18 protein-coding genes are annotated in these 15123 nt (G+C 41.9%); 13 read left to right on the forward strand and 5 right to left on the reverse strand.

The window, feature by feature from the left end; translation table 11 throughout:
- Nucleotides 1-171: 171 nt before the first annotated feature.
- The 3 genes from L1028_RS27260 to L1028_RS27270 all read left to right on the forward strand — a co-directional run bounded on the left by L1028_RS27260 (nucleotide 172) and on the right by L1028_RS27270 (nucleotide 1743).
- Complete coding sequence (locus L1028_RS27260; RefSeq protein WP_234541088.1) at nucleotides 172-591, forward strand: DUF1259 domain-containing protein; 420 nt, start codon at nucleotides 172-174, stop codon at nucleotides 589-591.
- 54 nt (nucleotides 592-645) lie between these two features.
- Nucleotides 646-1068: a DUF1259 domain-containing protein gene (locus L1028_RS27265; RefSeq protein WP_060624189.1), complete on the forward strand. Its 423-nt coding sequence runs from the start codon at nucleotides 646-648 to the stop codon at nucleotides 1066-1068.
- Nucleotides 1069-1380: 312 nt separating this feature from the next.
- Nucleotides 1381-1743, forward strand: coding sequence for a radical SAM protein (locus L1028_RS27270; protein ID WP_234541106.1), 363 nt, complete (start codon nucleotides 1381-1383; stop codon nucleotides 1741-1743).
- A 311-nt stretch (nucleotides 1744-2054) separates the two neighbouring features.
- Here the strand turns inward: L1028_RS27270 and L1028_RS27275 are convergent, their stop codons facing one another.
- Nucleotides 2055-3254, reverse strand: a complete 1200-nt coding sequence (locus tag L1028_RS27275) for an ROK family transcriptional regulator (protein WP_234541090.1) — start codon at nucleotides 3252-3254, stop codon at nucleotides 2055-2057.
- A 186-nt stretch (nucleotides 3255-3440) separates the two neighbouring features.
- Here L1028_RS27275 and L1028_RS27280 point away from each other — a divergent pair, with 186 nt between their 5' ends.
- The 3 genes from L1028_RS27280 (at nucleotide 3441) to L1028_RS27290 (ending at nucleotide 5117) form a co-directional block, all read left to right on the forward strand.
- Nucleotides 3441-4103: a chromate transporter gene (locus L1028_RS27280; RefSeq protein WP_234541091.1), complete on the forward strand. Its 663-nt coding sequence runs from the start codon at nucleotides 3441-3443 to the stop codon at nucleotides 4101-4103.
- Between the two features lie 11 nt (nucleotides 4104-4114).
- Nucleotides 4115-4648: a chromate transporter gene (locus L1028_RS27285; RefSeq protein WP_234541092.1), complete on the forward strand. Its 534-nt coding sequence runs from the start codon at nucleotides 4115-4117 to the stop codon at nucleotides 4646-4648.
- Nucleotides 4649-4727: 79 nt separating this feature from the next.
- Nucleotides 4728-5117, forward strand: coding sequence for a hypothetical protein (locus L1028_RS27290; RefSeq protein WP_234541093.1), 390 nt, complete (start codon nucleotides 4728-4730; stop codon nucleotides 5115-5117).
- Between the two features lie 79 nt (nucleotides 5118-5196).
- On the opposite strand, the gene L1028_RS27295 is transcribed toward L1028_RS27290, so the two are convergent.
- Both L1028_RS27295 and L1028_RS27300 read right to left on the reverse strand, forming a co-directional pair.
- Entirely contained in the window at nucleotides 5197-6225 is a 1029-nt protein-coding gene (locus tag L1028_RS27295; RefSeq protein WP_234541094.1) for a serine hydrolase domain-containing protein, read from the reverse strand.
- 45 nt (nucleotides 6226-6270) lie between these two features.
- Nucleotides 6271-7098: a MerR family transcriptional regulator gene (locus L1028_RS27300; RefSeq protein WP_234541107.1), complete on the reverse strand. Its 828-nt coding sequence runs from the start codon at nucleotides 7096-7098 to the stop codon at nucleotides 6271-6273.
- A 342-nt stretch (nucleotides 7099-7440) separates the two neighbouring features.
- Between L1028_RS27300 and L1028_RS27305 the strand changes: the two genes are divergently transcribed.
- The 3 genes from L1028_RS27305 (at nucleotide 7441) to L1028_RS27315 (ending at nucleotide 8797) form a co-directional block, all read left to right on the forward strand.
- Entirely contained in the window at nucleotides 7441-7839 is a 399-nt protein-coding gene (locus tag L1028_RS27305) for a fibronectin type III domain-containing protein (RefSeq protein ID WP_234541095.1), read from the forward strand.
- Between the two features lie 20 nt (nucleotides 7840-7859).
- Entirely contained in the window at nucleotides 7860-8042 is a 183-nt protein-coding gene (locus tag L1028_RS27310; RefSeq protein WP_234541096.1) for a hypothetical protein, read from the forward strand.
- Nucleotides 8043-8353: 311 nt separating this feature from the next.
- On the forward strand, nucleotides 8354-8797 hold the full coding sequence (locus tag L1028_RS27315; protein WP_234541097.1) for an S-layer homology domain-containing protein: 444 nt from the start codon (nucleotides 8354-8356) through the stop codon (nucleotides 8795-8797).
- A 170-nt stretch (nucleotides 8798-8967) separates the two neighbouring features.
- Here the strand turns inward: L1028_RS27315 and L1028_RS27320 are convergent, their stop codons facing one another.
- Nucleotides 8968-9453, reverse strand: a complete 486-nt coding sequence (locus tag L1028_RS27320) for a DUF2975 domain-containing protein (protein ID WP_234541098.1) — start codon at nucleotides 9451-9453, stop codon at nucleotides 8968-8970.
- Nucleotides 9454-9725: 272 nt separating this feature from the next.
- Here L1028_RS27320 and L1028_RS27325 point away from each other — a divergent pair, with 272 nt between their 5' ends.
- Genes L1028_RS27325 through L1028_RS27335 form a run of 3 tightly spaced genes read left to right on the forward strand, consistent with a single transcriptional unit; the run spans nucleotide 9726 to nucleotide 11016 of the window.
- A complete protein-coding gene (locus tag L1028_RS27325; protein WP_234541099.1) occupies nucleotides 9726-10244 on the forward strand; it encodes an ankyrin repeat domain-containing protein in 519 nt (172 codons plus the stop codon).
- A 1-nt stretch (nucleotide 10245) separates the two neighbouring features.
- A complete protein-coding gene (locus tag L1028_RS27330) occupies nucleotides 10246-10608 on the forward strand; it encodes a DUF4180 domain-containing protein (RefSeq protein ID WP_234541100.1) in 363 nt (120 codons plus the stop codon).
- A gap of 30 nt (nucleotides 10609-10638) precedes the next feature.
- Nucleotides 10639-11016 carry an iron chaperone gene (locus L1028_RS27335; RefSeq protein WP_234541101.1) on the forward strand — a complete coding sequence of 126 codons (378 nt, stop codon included), beginning with the start codon at nucleotides 10639-10641 and terminating at the stop codon, nucleotides 11014-11016.
- 84 nt (nucleotides 11017-11100) lie between these two features.
- Here the strand turns inward: L1028_RS27335 and L1028_RS27340 are convergent, their stop codons facing one another.
- Nucleotides 11101-12039, reverse strand: coding sequence for an ArsR/SmtB family transcription factor (locus tag L1028_RS27340; protein ID WP_234541102.1), 939 nt, complete (start codon nucleotides 12037-12039; stop codon nucleotides 11101-11103).
- Nucleotides 12040-12184: 145 nt separating this feature from the next.
- Between L1028_RS27340 and L1028_RS27345 the strand changes: the two genes are divergently transcribed.
- On the forward strand, nucleotides 12185-14938 hold the full coding sequence (locus L1028_RS27345) for a glycoside hydrolase family 2 protein (RefSeq protein ID WP_234541103.1): 2754 nt from the start codon (nucleotides 12185-12187) through the stop codon (nucleotides 14936-14938).
- Nucleotides 14939-15123 lie beyond the last annotated feature (185 nt).

Genomic DNA, 15123 nt, shown 5'->3' on the forward strand with positions numbered 1-15123 from the left:
GGGCCCTTGTTAGCCGAAGAATTTCAGGTATTTAACCTGTTTTTCACTCGGCTTTTTCTTTTGACAAGAGTCAACACGACAACCTGATATTCGTTTATCTTTAGTGTTTCGTCCATACACTTTTCTTTTTTGGTCATAAGATATTTCGAAAATGAGTAAAGGAGGATTTATATGGCAGAAAAGGTGAAGGTTAGCCCGCAATTCAAAAGACTTTGTATGCAATTTGGAAAAATTCTAGGTGGTGTATCGGAAGTTGAAGAAGGTCCGGTTTGTTTTGTCATGCGCATGACAAATTTAAGGGAGACGATCCTGGGAAGAAGAACGCGCTCTCCTTTAGTGCAAATGCAAATGTTTTCGTTTGAAGCTCTTGATAAGTCAGGCCGCGCGCTTTGTTTGGGAGAAACTGCTGTACATCAAAATCAAGTGAATCGATTGATGTCGAATCTCCGTAAACGTGGGATAAAAGTGACTGCGCTTCATAATCACTGGCTAAAAGAAAACCCTCGTTTAATGTATATGCACTGGGAATCCATTGACAATCCAGTTGCGTTTGCTAGAAAAACTAAAGAATCCATTGCATTCTTGGGTTAATGAAGTGGAGCGATGAAGTTGGATTCTTAACTTATTCTGAAAGGATGATTTCGTATGGCTGAACAGGTGAAAGCAAGTCCCCGTTTTAGAAGACTATGTAACCAATTTTCAACCATTTTAGGTGCAACCGAGCATGAAATTACAAAGGGGCCGGTTTGTTTTGTCACCAGAAACAGGAAAGTAAACGCTTCAATTTTAGGAAGAGCTACCACATCTCCATTGGTCCGTTATCAACTGTTCTCATTTGAATCACTGGACAGTTCAGGCCGTGCATTGTGCTTAGGGGAAACGGCTCTCTTTCAGAACCAAGTCAATCGATTGCTGTCAAACCTTCGCAGGAACGGGATCAAAGTAACAGCAGTCCATAATCACTGGTTGTTTGAGAATCCACGTCTTATGTATATTCACTGGGAGTCGATTGATAATCCCGTTGCATTTGCAAGAAAAGTAAAACGTTCGATTGCCTTTTTAGGTTAATGATGAGGAATATCTTACGAATCGGAGAGGTCTTCCCATCTGAAATTCTTATCTCCCAATTAGTGGATTTTAGTGGTAAATATACAATTCCGTAAGCATTTTCGGGGGTAACACCCACGTGCTGGTTATCTCACTGAACAATCCTGAATCGTATTTTGAAGCAGCCGGGTTGATACCAACATATTCTGCAACTCATCCTCAAAGAAACTGCACGCTCTCATGAGTTTGTCGCAATGGGCAATGGGGAGTGCAGTTTTTTGTCCAGCTATTCGACTTGCTATGATGTTTTAGTATTTACATAGGAGGGGCAGAATCGTATGGAAAACCGTCTCAGAGGATTGTAATCTAGCCTGTGATTATTGCTATTACAGCACTGCAGGGGGACAAGCTCAGCAACTGATCAGAGTAATGGATACGGATCTTCTGGAGCGGTTTATCGCTCAGGACATGACAAGATCATCAGGAATAGCGACGTTCTCTTGGCAGGGAGGGGAGCCGCTATTAGCCGGACTTCAGTATTTTGAACGTGTGATTTCACACCATGCTAAGTACGCTCTACCACATACGATGATCAGTAATGCACTGCAGACCAACGAAACGCTTATTCATGAGAAATGGGCGAAGTTTTTCAAAAGGTGTAACTTTTTGGTCGGGATTAGTCTGGATGGTCCATAGTCTATTCATGATGCACATCGTATAACGGGTTCGGGGAAAGGCAGTAATGATCTAGACGAGTTGATGTCATATTACCAGGAACAACAATTTCCCTATATTCAGTTTATCCCTTGCATGGATTTTGTTTCACAGAAGAGTGATATACCAGGCCGCTTTCGAATTACACCCGAACAATCTTCCAAGTCGAAATAATCCTTGTATATGCGGAAGTGGTTAAAAATTTAAGAGTTGCTGTCAACCACTATAGGTCAAATTAAATAAGGTTGTCCCAACAATCATGCAAATGGCTGTGGGACAACCTTATTGTTATGTTAAAGAACCATTTGATTTCTTACCATAATAGCGGCTCCAGTCACCACAGCTTCTTCTTTTAAAGTACCTAGAGTGAAGTGAGGTTGGTATTCAGGATAACGGTAAGTGTTTCGCTGTGCCACTTCAACCGCCGTTTGGAAGAACAACTCGTGAGAGTGGATGAGTGCACCACCTAGAATGATGGTCTCAGGATGTAACAGGTTGATAACGTTGGCGAGGCCAATCCCGAAGTGAATGGCGGCTTGAGTAAATAATTCACGTGCGTGTGGATTGCCATCTCTAAAGGCTTGAACAAGTACATCATAAGTTAGCTTCTCAGGCGAGACTTTATATCTTTGGAGGATCAGGTCGTTGTCATTTTTCGCCTCTGAGCGTGCGCTTTGTTCTAGCGCCTGTACAGATACGAATGCTTCCAGAGCACCGTAGTTCCCATCATTGTTTAATCTGGGTCCGTCTGTCTGGATGATCATTTGACCAATGGCATCTTCCGTATCCATCGTGCCATGAACAATACTTCCATGCGACATCATCGCATAGCGGAGCCCTGCTCCGGCATGTACATAGAGCATATGTTGAATGCTAGCGTGACGGATGGACCATCGTTCTCCAAGAAGTGCGGAATTGGCACCGTTGTCGAGCAAAGCTTTGAAGCCCGTTCGTTCCTCCACCAGTTTGCATATCGGGAGATTGTTCCAGCCTGAAGAAGGGAAGTGTAGCGGTTTTAAGATTAAACCATTTTCCCGGTCAAGCGGTCCCACGGCCCCTATTCCTATCCCAATGATTTGACTGTCCACTAACTGATGATCCCTGAGAAAAGCGCGTATTTGACTACTTACATGATCCATAAATCTTTCTGGTGTGAATGCCTGGTCCATTCTCCAGTGCACAATTGATTTTGGGTTCATTTGCATATCAAATAAACCAAGGGAAGAATACAACCTGGAAATCTCTAAACCGATGATGTAGCCGTAGGAAGGATTGATCTGGTATAAAATAGGTCTTCTACCTCCGCTAGATTCCCCAAATCCGCATTCTATCAGCAAGCCTTCTTCCGTCATCTCATCTAATATTCGGGTCATTGTGCTTTTGGTAAGTGAGAATGTCTGTAATAGGTCCGATTTGGAAACTGTGCCTTGTTCGGCGATTCGGTCGTATAGGAGTTTCTTTGGGGATGGAATGTGTGTCGAGCGCTTTTCCACGATATACCTCCAAGCTATATATAGGATGAACTAGTAAGATCGTTTTTTATAAAGTTTGTATTTATTAACATTAATATAGTATAACGCATAAACCCTAGATTGTATTTTACCGTTCAAAAAACTTAATTCCATTTTGGGAAAAAGTGATATAATGAAATTATGACAGAAAATATAAGGGTGGAGTCCATGAGAACAACTATGAAAACAAATGCGATGACGAATACAGACCTTAGGATAAGTCTATTGTTCCAGTTATTTTGGGTATTTGTTCGAATCGGTCCCGTAACTTTCGGGGGAGGTTATGCGATGATCCCTATGATCGAACGGGAAATTTCCGCTAAACGGAAATGGCTGGGGGAAGAGGAGATGGATGAAATTCTATCTTTAGCTGGCGCAGCACCAGGTGGGGTAGGTGTAAATGCGGCGGCATTCATTGGTTATCGTCTTGCTGGTGTGAAGGGTGCGATTGCTGCAATCGCTGGGATTACGATTCCAACCTTTATCATTGTTTGTTTGCTTAGCACCGTATACTCACAACTGGCCGACCAACCAAAAGTTATTGCCGCCATGAAGGGGATTCATGGTGCTGTTATTGCCTTGATCCTAGTAGCAGCATATCGAATGGCCAAGAACGCTATTTTTGACAAGACTACCGCTGTTACGGCGTTGGTTATACCGATTGTTTTATTAGTTTCCGGAATCAATCCCATTTACGTGATCGCAGTTGGATTAATTATCGGATTTGTATATATGCCAATCAAACAGCTCTTAGGGCTCCAAGTTCGGACGGAGAAGGATTCCTTGAATGATTCTGATGAAGAGTCGAATTATCCGGAGTATTACATCTAGGGGGAAGCGATGTGATTTGGAATTTATTTTTCACTTTTATAAAAATTGGCCTTCTCTCTTTTGGAGGAGGGTACGCCATCATTCCGATGATTCAGCACGAAGCCATGGCTGGTGGTTGGTTATCCGAGAGGGAATTCCAAGAGGTAGTTTCCATCGCAGGGATGTCACCTGGGCCTGTTGCGACGAACAGTGCAACCTTAATCGGATATCGTATAGCCGGAATCGAAGGAGCAATTGTGTCAACACTAGGTATGGTTCTGCCCTCATTTTTAATCATTATCGTTATTTCCATCTTCTTTTATCGGGTGAGGGACAGTCAATGGATTAAAACGTTATTTTATGGTTTGCGTCCAGTGATTACAGGCTTGATTGCCTATGCTGCGATTCGGTTTGGTTTAAATAGCGTGGACAACGTCTTCGTTACTTGGCAAACCATTGGCACGTTGATCATTGTATTCGCTGCACTTTATGGTTTAATGAAATATAAGCTGCATCCACTCACCATTATCGTTGCCTCTGGCATTCTTGGTGTAGCCTTTTTTTAGACAGAGCCGGGACGATCCCAGATTGGAGGAGGCTGAGAAAGTGGGTTGAGGCTGGAAGAGCTATAGAGGAGGATTGCTAATGAGTTATGATTTGATGGCATTCGAGACGTCTAAGGCACCGAAAGAGAGAGCAGCGTTTATGAAGTGGTACGAGCAGCAAGTGCAATGGTCGGAAGACCATGCCTATAATGATCCATCAGTTTTATCGGAGGCGCTGCAACGCTTTTATAGTGAGTTGTCCGAGCAATTTCCTAATATGAATGTAGAGGATGAGATTTTTGAGGCGATGGAGGAAGCCGGAACGGATAACCGGTTGACTGACTACTCGCTTGGCACATCCGTCATCTATGCGGCGTTCGCTTATTCCCTAGCTGACGAAGCCTACACGGCGATGCGGGAGTTGGCTATAAAACACAAAGTAGGATTTTTTGATGTAAGCAGTAACGAAGGCGATATTATTTTTCCTTGAAGTAAAATGATTTAGAGTGTAGACAGCTGGCTGCTCTTCTTGATGTTAATGAAGTGGCAACCAGCATGTTTCTAACTTTTTACTCTAATACAGACGGAATTATACAATCCTTAATCAGAGGCCACCGGTCACGAGGCTGAAGTGTGAATTCTGAGGCGATGGTTACGATGAGGTTTTTTTCTGGAATGCAACAAATGACATTACCACCATCACCTAACGCTGAGTAAGTGTAAATCCCATCTTCTTCGCGTAGCCACCACAAATAACCGTAATGATTAGGGTTCATCGCTGTTGATTCTTCAATCCATGTCTCCGAAATAATCTGATTATTCTCCCATTTTCCACGGTTCAAATATAATAAACCAAAACGCGCCATATCACGTGGAGACAACGTAAGTCCCCATCCTCCTGTGGTGATACGATTGGGGTCTTCCACCCATCCCTTCACATTTACCCCAAATAAATCATCAAACCCAAATAATTTCATCTCATAATCAGGGATTTCCGTCATGCCAATAGGTCTGAATAATCGCTCGTTAGCAAACTCACGGGCACTTTTTCCTGTGGAACGAGTGATGACAGCTGACAGTAAGTGCGCCCCCGCGGTGGAATATTTAAAATCACCAACATTCCCTTGGTGGCCAAGGATATCAAGTGTGTATTTGATCCAGTCGGACGATTTACAGAGTTGCTCCAGTGGCTCGTGCCAGTCTTCAAAAGCATAGGGAGCTGTCATGGTAAGCAAATGGCGTATAGTGATTTCTCGTTTTTGTAGATTGGCAGCAGCATCGTCGGGAACATAGTCGGGGAAAAAATCCAGCACCTTCTGATCAACATGCTTGATAAATTCTGCATCAATGGCAATACCAATGAGGGCGGAAACGATGCTTTTCGTTACAGAAGCCACATGATGCGGATCATCCGTTCCATAGCCTTTGAAGTATTGTTCATAGGCAATCGCCCCATTTCTCACTACTACAATTCCGTTTATATTGCTATAGTCGGATTTAATCTTCGCTTCTAGGGCTGAAAGTTGTTCAGCATCCATTCCTAAGGTAGCCGGATCTGAAGTTTGCCAGTCTGTCGTGGGCCAGTAGTTTCTATTCATTAAGGTAACTCCTTTAATCAAATTTTTGTGTGAATATGAGTGTGGCTACGATCTTTTCTTAACTGGAAAAAACACCTCAGTAACAAGATCCTCAGGATCAGTAATTTGCGTGGGGTCTGTTATATATTTTTCATAGGGTGAGTTCACCATTTCATAACCTTCATTTTCTATCCATTCTGTGAGCTTCGCATAAACCGATGTTAATTCTGAATAAGGGCCCTTATAAACAGACTTCGCACATAGCCCTTCACGTAATTCTCTCGTTCCCTTTACGATCTCCTCAATAGGTAGGGCGAACTCTGTATCATTCCCGGCAGGATTATATTCTTCACTGTGATAAATTGTTATTGGCGTACCCAGCAAGGTCAGCTTTTCAGTGGCAATAGTTTCATACAGTTGGCTAAAATACTTACCATATCCAAGTGCATAATCATCACTGCTCAACATTTGACGCGTGAAAAGAATTTGCATTGGTTTGGTTTCAACAAGTTGCACTTCTATCTTATTTAGGTAGGACATCATCGATATTCCTTTCTCTAAATTTAGAACATCACTATTAATTTGCTTTAATGTATATTCGTAAGTTCGTAGTTTCGCTTGTAGTTTTCTTTTTTTGAGATTTAGGGTTGCACTAAGCTTCTCTTCAAAATGATCCTGCTCCCATTCCAGAATGTCTTTGATTTCTTCTAGTGAGAAATGATAAGATTTCAAACGGTTGATAAAGAGCATTTTTGTTAGTTGTTTGATGGAATAATACCTATAACCGTTCTCGGGATTAATCTCATCGGGATGAATTAATCCGATTTCATCATAATACCGTAGTGTTTTTGTTGACACTTCGCATATTTTCGAGAATTCTCCTATGGACAGCAACAATCTCATCTCCATTTCTTCGATATTTAATGATCAATTCCACTATGCACCTTCCCCTAAGGGTAAAGTCAATAGCCAGACTTCTTACCTGGAAATAGGTTGCGGTGGTGTCTTCACAAATCGACTAAGATCATTTAAATATTGATCATCCACCAATTGTCGTGGAAAGAAAACAGCGGTTAAATAAGTCCTTAAGGGGGATGCGGCATTCTTCTTCGTCAGCATAGAGTGGTCAGCGTTGGAAAAATAAGAGACGGAGAGCAAGCTGGCAGGTATTTTTTTACGGTAAATAACTTCGGTTTCCTCAATATCTACATTAATATCTTGTCCGCCGAGTACTAAATGGACAGGAGCATTGAAGTAACTGTGAAGGCTCCTGCTAAGCCAATTACAGCACCGGGTATTCCAACATCCGTAACTGCAACTGCAGAGAATGGTCAAGCGATCATCACCTTTACACCGCCGGTGAACGATGGGGGAAGCGAAATCACAGGTTATCTAGTAACGGCTAATCCGGGAGAATTAACGGTTTCTGGAACTGGAAGTCCGCTTACAATCAGTGGCTTAACGAATGGTACTAGCTACTCCTTCACGGTACAGGCAATCAATAAGGTGGCATTAGCGAATCATCTACTAAATCCAATACAGTCATCCCGAGCGCTCCATCCAGTGTTGATGTTCCTTCTCAACCAACTCCATCAGCAACGCCGGCTAAAGTGGCAAATGATGCTTCCATTTTAATCAATGGTAAAGCGGAAACCGTGGGAACTGCAACGAATGGTAAACGGAATGATCAAACTTTAACCACTATTACTTTAGATCAGAAGAAGCTGGAAGATAAGCTCGCCGCTGAAGGTAAAGGTGCTGTGGTTTCTATCACTGCCACTCGAAAATCTGATGTTATCGTTGGCGAACTAAACGGACAAATGGCTAAAAATATGTAGGGAAATCAAGCAGTACTTGAAATCAGAACGGGAAATACGACATTTACACTGCCTGCCGGGCAGATTGATATTGAGGCCTTATCCGCGCAGATTGGCAAGTCTATAGCTTTACAAGATATTAAAATACAGATTGAAATCAGCGCTCCAACTGCCGATCAAGTTAAGGCATTAGGAGCAGCTGCACAAAACGGATCATTTTCATTAGTCGGCGCACCAGTAAACTTTACAGCTAGAGGTATTTACGGAGATAAGAGTATTGAACTTTCTCAATTCAATACGTATGTGAAACGACAATTGCTATTCCAGAGGGGATGGACCCGAATAAGATTACAACCGGTGTGTATATTGATTCTGATGGTTCAGTGCATCATGTACCTACTGATGTGATAGTCATTGAAGGCAAATATTTTGCTACAATTAACAGCCTTAGTGGTGGCACTTACTCTGTAATCTGGCATCCGCTTGAATTCAGTGATGTTGCTAATCACTGGGCAAAAGAGGCAGTGAATGATATGGGTTCCCGTTTAGTTATCGAAGGGACTGGCAGGGGTCAGTTTACACCTGATCAAGCGATTACCCGCGCAGAGTTTGCGGGGATTGTCGTTCGCGGTCTCGGACTAGGATTGAGTCAAACAGCAACACCATTTTCGGATGTTAAAACTACGGATTGGTATAACAGTGCGATTAATACTGCATATGCATATCAATTAATCAATGACGAAGCAGCAATGTGTTTGCTCCCAAGGATGATATGACCAGAGCTGAGGTTGCAGCAATCGTTAAGCGGCTACTTCAAAAGTCTGATTTAATTTAAAATGTGACCCACAAGATCCGTTGAAAAGAGAGTATTCATTCGATAACCTTCGAATTGAATACTCTTTTCTTTTGGCTATATTAAATTCTAATGTTAATATTTGATCGTGAATCATACATTTTTTGGCTTTATATCTAGGGCATTTTTTAATGGCTTCTGAAGTGCGTCCACAATGGCTGCGATGATACTTGTTGCTAAAAGACCCATTAGACATAATGATTCAGGACCCGATGCATCATCACTAACTGTAACTTTCGCAAGCACCCTTAAGCTTACTATTCCTAACAAAATGAGGAAAATGACTGTAAAAGCACATTTCTTTATGATCTTCAAAGATTTAAGGGATAATTCAGAGAAAGCATTGTTCTTTTCGATGTTGTTTAATAGTTTATATGCTTGATACAGCGCAACAGAAAACGCAATACAGAATCCGTAAGCACATACTAAAAAGGGAATCAGGAAGTAAGCCGTATCTGGATGTACTCTTGCATCTCTTACCGCTATCTCAGGCAACCAGATACACAAAGCAAGCACTGCAATTCCAACCAGAAAAATAATTATTTTTAAGAAAGTGGTTGATCCTCGTTTAACATTCATTTAAAACACCTCACTTATTTAATGACTTCATGATTTTAGCATTTAATTTATTGTTTTACAATAAATTTGTATTGTTTTTATGTTTTCTATTGTTTTGAAATATATGAAAGTATAAGTTTCACGCTATACATTATCCTTATATTTTACGAGAAATGGTTATCGTCTTTAAAAGACGACAACGTCGTTTCTTCTTGTTAGCAGGAGAATGGCTTAACTATCCAGAAAAAATAAGCTAAATCATTTCTTCATCAATCGAAAAGAGGCGAAATCTAATGGAATTACGGCAAAGCATTAATGAAGTTTTTCAGTCGGCACAACATGGCGATGCTGCACGGCTAAAAGAAATTCTAGAATTCCATCCGGCTCTAGTAAATACGGAAAATAACGAGGGTCTTACACCTTTGGGATATGCAGCACATTTCGGTAAAGAAGCAGCGGTGCAGGTGTTATTAGACTTCGGGGCTGACATTGATGCAGTGTCCCATTCTAAGATTAGTTTCATTCCTTCTAATACTGCACTTCATGCTGCAATTGCTGGGGAGCGGGATATGAGTGTTATCCAATTGCTATTGAACAAGGGGGCTCAGACACAAATTTTTGATAGCGATGGGCATACTGCCTTGCATTCTGCAGCTTTTCATTCGGATAATGTGGAGCTGATACGCTTGTTAATCGAACACGGAGCTAACGTCCATGCTAAAATTGAAGGTGGTGAATCCGTATTAGCTATAGCTATCCAACAAGGAAACCACAATGTAAAAGAATTTCTTATTGAAAAAGGAGCAATTTAGAATGCAAATCACATTAAACCGTAAAGACAATTCAACAGTAGCTTTGATTTCCAGCGAGGGTATTGTAATTAATAATGTAAATGATGCACTGGATCTAATGGCAAACGTGAGATATCAAGAATGCGATAAAATGATTCTAAGAAAAGAACAAATCACAGATGATTTTTTTGAGTTAAAGACGGGGTTTGCCGGAGAGATTCTTCAAAAGTATACAAACTATCAGATGCGAGTTGCTATTGTAGGAGAATTTACTGGTTATAATAGTAAAAGTCTGAATGATTTTATTTACGAATGCAATCAGGGGAATAAAATATTGTTCAAGAGTACAGAAGATGAGGCATTGGCAGCACTTCATCAAAGTTAAATGTAACTTGAAATAGAGAGGGGATTTAACATGGAAGGTAGAATCACATATGAATCAATCGATGACTATATTTCCAAGTTTCCACCGGAGATTCAAGAAATCCTTAGTACAATAAGAAAAGTTATAAAGGAAGCGGCACCTGATGCAAAAGAAAAGATTAGTTATCAGATGCCTACTTTTGAACTGCACGGAAATCTGGTGCATTTTGCAGCTTTCAAAAACCATATTGGATTTTATCCAACGCCTAATGGGATTGATGCTTTTAAAGAAGAATTATCAGTCTATAAAGGAGCAAAAGGATCCATTCAATTCCCTCTTAATCAGCCGATGCCCTATGAATTAATTAGTAAGATCGTGAAATTTAGAGTGGCTGAGAATATCAAAAAAGCTGAAGATAAGCGTAAGTAATTGTTGTGTAAAAAAACATTGTCCACTGGCACACCTGAAGCTTTCGATCTTCTCTGGTTTCAGGTGTGCAATTCTTACGTGTTATCATGTACCCAATACTGAACGACGCACAAACGACAGGATGATATCCTGTGAGTAGTCTCCGAAACCACTTCCGAATAGATTTAGTCCTCGTCTATTGAGGGCATCCTCGCGAATCTCAAAGCGTACTCGAATGGGCTCATTAAATGCCAGCTGCAGTGAGCTAATTGTAGTAGGGGAAGAAGCAATTCCATTTATTTTGCTACCCTGTTCTGAGATACTCCACTCTGTCAGCATTCCATATTCTGTACCACTCTTCCAACGTTCGGGTGTTAACTTTCCTTTCCGGTTACCGAAATCTGATGGACAAGTCCAAGTACCGACATGTAGGTCATTTATAGTTAATGTGATGTCACTTGCCCAATCTTCCCGGAATGCAGGTGCTTCAGAACAAACCTCAGCCGAAATCCGAATCTCATCTAGCTCGACACCAGGGGGGAGTGGATTGGCAAAATAGTATTCGACATAACCAGAGTCAGCGAACCATAAGAGAGATGCATCAACACGTTCCGGCATGTAGAATACCCGTGGATCATCCTGAGAACCGATGATTCCGCCGTCTTTTCCAGCCATACCACACGAGGGTTGAATAGAACAGCGGGAGAACATCCCGATGGGCATATGTATTTCTTCCGTTTGATGCAGACCATCGCCTAGCTTCGAAGGAAGATCGAGATGGATGGATCGGCAGGTGACCGCGCATATTTTCTCGCGATTTGCTCCTTGTGTAGATGAGATTAAGTTAACTTGCTCAAGGGTCTGTACATTGATTGAAATTGTTGGTTGAGCTACGCCAAGTGTTTCGGCCAATTGACTGACACTCATAGGCTTGTCACCAAGGGCTTCAAGAATGCGGACTCTGACATCTCCAGAAAGTGCTTTAGCAACATCTAATATGCGTGAAGCAGGGTACCGTATCGTTTCTTGCGAAATATCATTCATTGGTTGTATTCCTTTTCGTTAGGATAGGTTGAGGATATTGTACACTGAAGATTCAATATTGTAAAATTATAATATACATTGCGGATTTTATATACTGGTGCTAAAATGAGCTCAACTTCTTATTTTGAAAGGCTGTGCTCATATCATGACAACTTCAGTACTGAATGTTGAGAGTCTTCCGATTCCTCGTCCCGAACATCCGCATCCACATTGGCAGCGCAACGAATGGATGAATTTGAATGGGGAATGGTCATTTAGCTTTGATCCAAACAATGAAGGAATTAGCAAACATTGGTATTCCAATTTCGAATTCGCTTACAGTTCGAGGATTACTGTTCCTTTTTCTTGGGTAAGTCCATTATCAGGTATTGGCAGTGATCATAAAGGGATAGGATGGTATCGGCGGACTTTGAAATGGCAGTCTATCGACTCACAGACACGACTATTTTTGCGATTCGGGGCAGTGGATTATTCATGTGACGTTTGGATAAACGGAGTACATGTTGGTTCGCACCAAGGTGGATATGGCTCGTTTGAGTTTGAAGTTACTCAGCACTGGGTTGCAGATTTAGAGAATACAATTGTCGTCAGAGTAGAGGACTTCGATCACGATTACCAAGCACGTGGCAAACAGGGATATGGAGAAATTCGCGGAATCTGGCAGCCCGTATGGCTAGAATCTCGGCCCCAGACTTATATGAAAGATACTAAGTTTGTGACCACTATTGATGGGCAAGTGAACATGACTACAAGAATCATTGCACAAGAAGCTGGTTCAGCTGATTTCACGCTGAAATTCGCAGAGAATTCTATATTGCATACTGAGAAAATAGATCTTATCGCAGGGGAGAATGAATTTAAGCTCTCTATTCATATCACAGATCCAATTTTGTGGAGTCCAGATACACCTTATTTGTACGAAGGCGAACTCCAACTTAGCGGATCTTTTGGCACAGACACAGTCAGCACCTATTTCGGAGTTCGAGAAATCCAAACAGTACGCTTTGATGAGCGTGGTTATCGCTGGATTACCCTTAATGGTAAGCCGATTTATTTGAACGGTACCCTTGACCAGTCTTATCACAAAACGGGCTATTTCACTTATCCGTCTGATGAAGACATGCGGGATGAAATCTATCTAATGAAACGTTTGGGACTGAACTTTGTGCGTATTCATATCAAGCCAGAGGAACCACGCAAACTATATTGGGCGGATAAACTGGGTATTTTGGTGATGGAAGACATGCCTTGCTTTTGGGGAAATCCGGATGAAAAAGCACGTACCTCGTATGAACGTGAAGCACTCGAGATTATTGAACGAGACTATAATCATCCATCCATTTTCTCTTGGGTAATGTTTAATGAGACTTGGGGCTTGAAGACGAACGCTCAGGACATTCGTCTGACGAGTGATTTACAGCAGCAGACTAGTTATCTCAAAGAAACACAGGAATGGGTTCGGGAAAAATATCATTGGGCTAAACGGCTTGATCCATCTAGAATCGTTGAAGATAACTCACCTTGTAACTATGATCATGTGGAATCTGATATCAATACTTGGCATTTCTACATTAATGGTTATGATCAGCTTAGATCTCATTTGAACGAGGTTGTAGCTAGAACATTCCCGGGTTCAGACTTTAACTGTATCGGAGGTAATGTGCAATCAGATGCCCCGTTAATGAACAGCGAATGTGGTAACGTGTGGGGTATTGAAGGTGGTGCAGGGGACAGTGATTTAGCATGGCATTACCGTTATATGATGAATGAATTCCGGCGGCATGATAAGCTGTGTGGTTTTGTATTTACCGAATTTCGCGACGTTACGAACGAGTTCAATGGTTATTATCGGTTAGACGGCAGCGATAAAGATTTTGGTTATGATGCCTTTGTTCCCGGTATGACGATTTCTGATCTACATTCACCGGACTTCATCGTGATCGATGCACCGCCATGCCAGACAGTAAGCGCAATGGATGAAGTTAAAATTCCGCTCCTTCGTTCCAGCTTCTCGGATAAATATCATGGACAGCATTTACAGGTGAAGTGGGAACTTTGGTACGACAATTTGGGAACGCGAGTTGTTGCACAAAGTGAGCATATGTCCGTGAATTGGGACGGATATGGAGTAGCAGATTTACTTCCTCTGTATGTTCTTATGCCTGATCAGGACGCAGTTGCGGTGCTGGCAGTTTCCTTGATAAATAATAAGGAAGAGGTAATCACACGCAACTTCATTACGTTTGATGTTAGAAGCGGAAATCAGAGTGTAAGGTTTGAAGGGGGTGGAGATTGTATTAATATCCCTGTGGATGCGTATAAAGAACACAACTTTGAACAACAATGGGAAGCTATTCAGTGCGCAAAAATCAATGGGGCTGGGCAAGGCCATTATGCATATGATGTAACTCTTCCAGATGGTATGGAGAAAAAGATGATTGGCGAGATCGAAATCATGTTCGAAGCCGGCGCAAAGCGAGTATTGGCTCGAAATCTTGAAGGCGCAAAGCAAAATGAAATGGGACTTGATCTCATGCACGGTGCAGACGCTAGGGTGGAGTATAATCCCAATACGTACTATATGACTGACGAAGAACGTCATCCTTCACGTGTGAATGTTCTGGTAGAAGGTAAACAGATTGGCTCCTTCTATTTGCCAGATGATCCGGCCGACAGCCGAGGTGTATTATCTTGGCATTATCAGCCATTAGCGAATAAGTTGGATGAGGCGGGCTCTTACGGCTATCTATGTAAAGTAAGTGTACCAGGGCAGTTAGCGGCTAAATTAGATCGAAATCGTAGTTTCCGATTGGAGCTTAAAGCAGAGGGTGGAGGCCTAGCCTTATATGGTCGCAATGCGGGGCGTTACCCCATAGATTTATTGATTCGTTATCGATAACATACATGAGTAAAGTTGGATCATTCCATTTTAAAAAGCAATCCAAGCCATAAGGCAAGGATTGCTTTTTTTGGTACGCCCAGCATGGGCGTCATCTTTAGGGTGAAAGTCCCGAACGGGGGCTGGCGAGCGCCTACCGTTAGCCAAGGGCAAGGGTGTCCACCGTGAGGTGGAATCTGAAGGAA

The sequence above is a fragment of the Paenibacillus pseudetheri genome (assembly GCF_924513355.1).
Lineage (GTDB): Bacteria > Bacillota > Bacilli > Paenibacillales > Paenibacillaceae > Paenibacillus_AQ > Paenibacillus_AQ pseudetheri.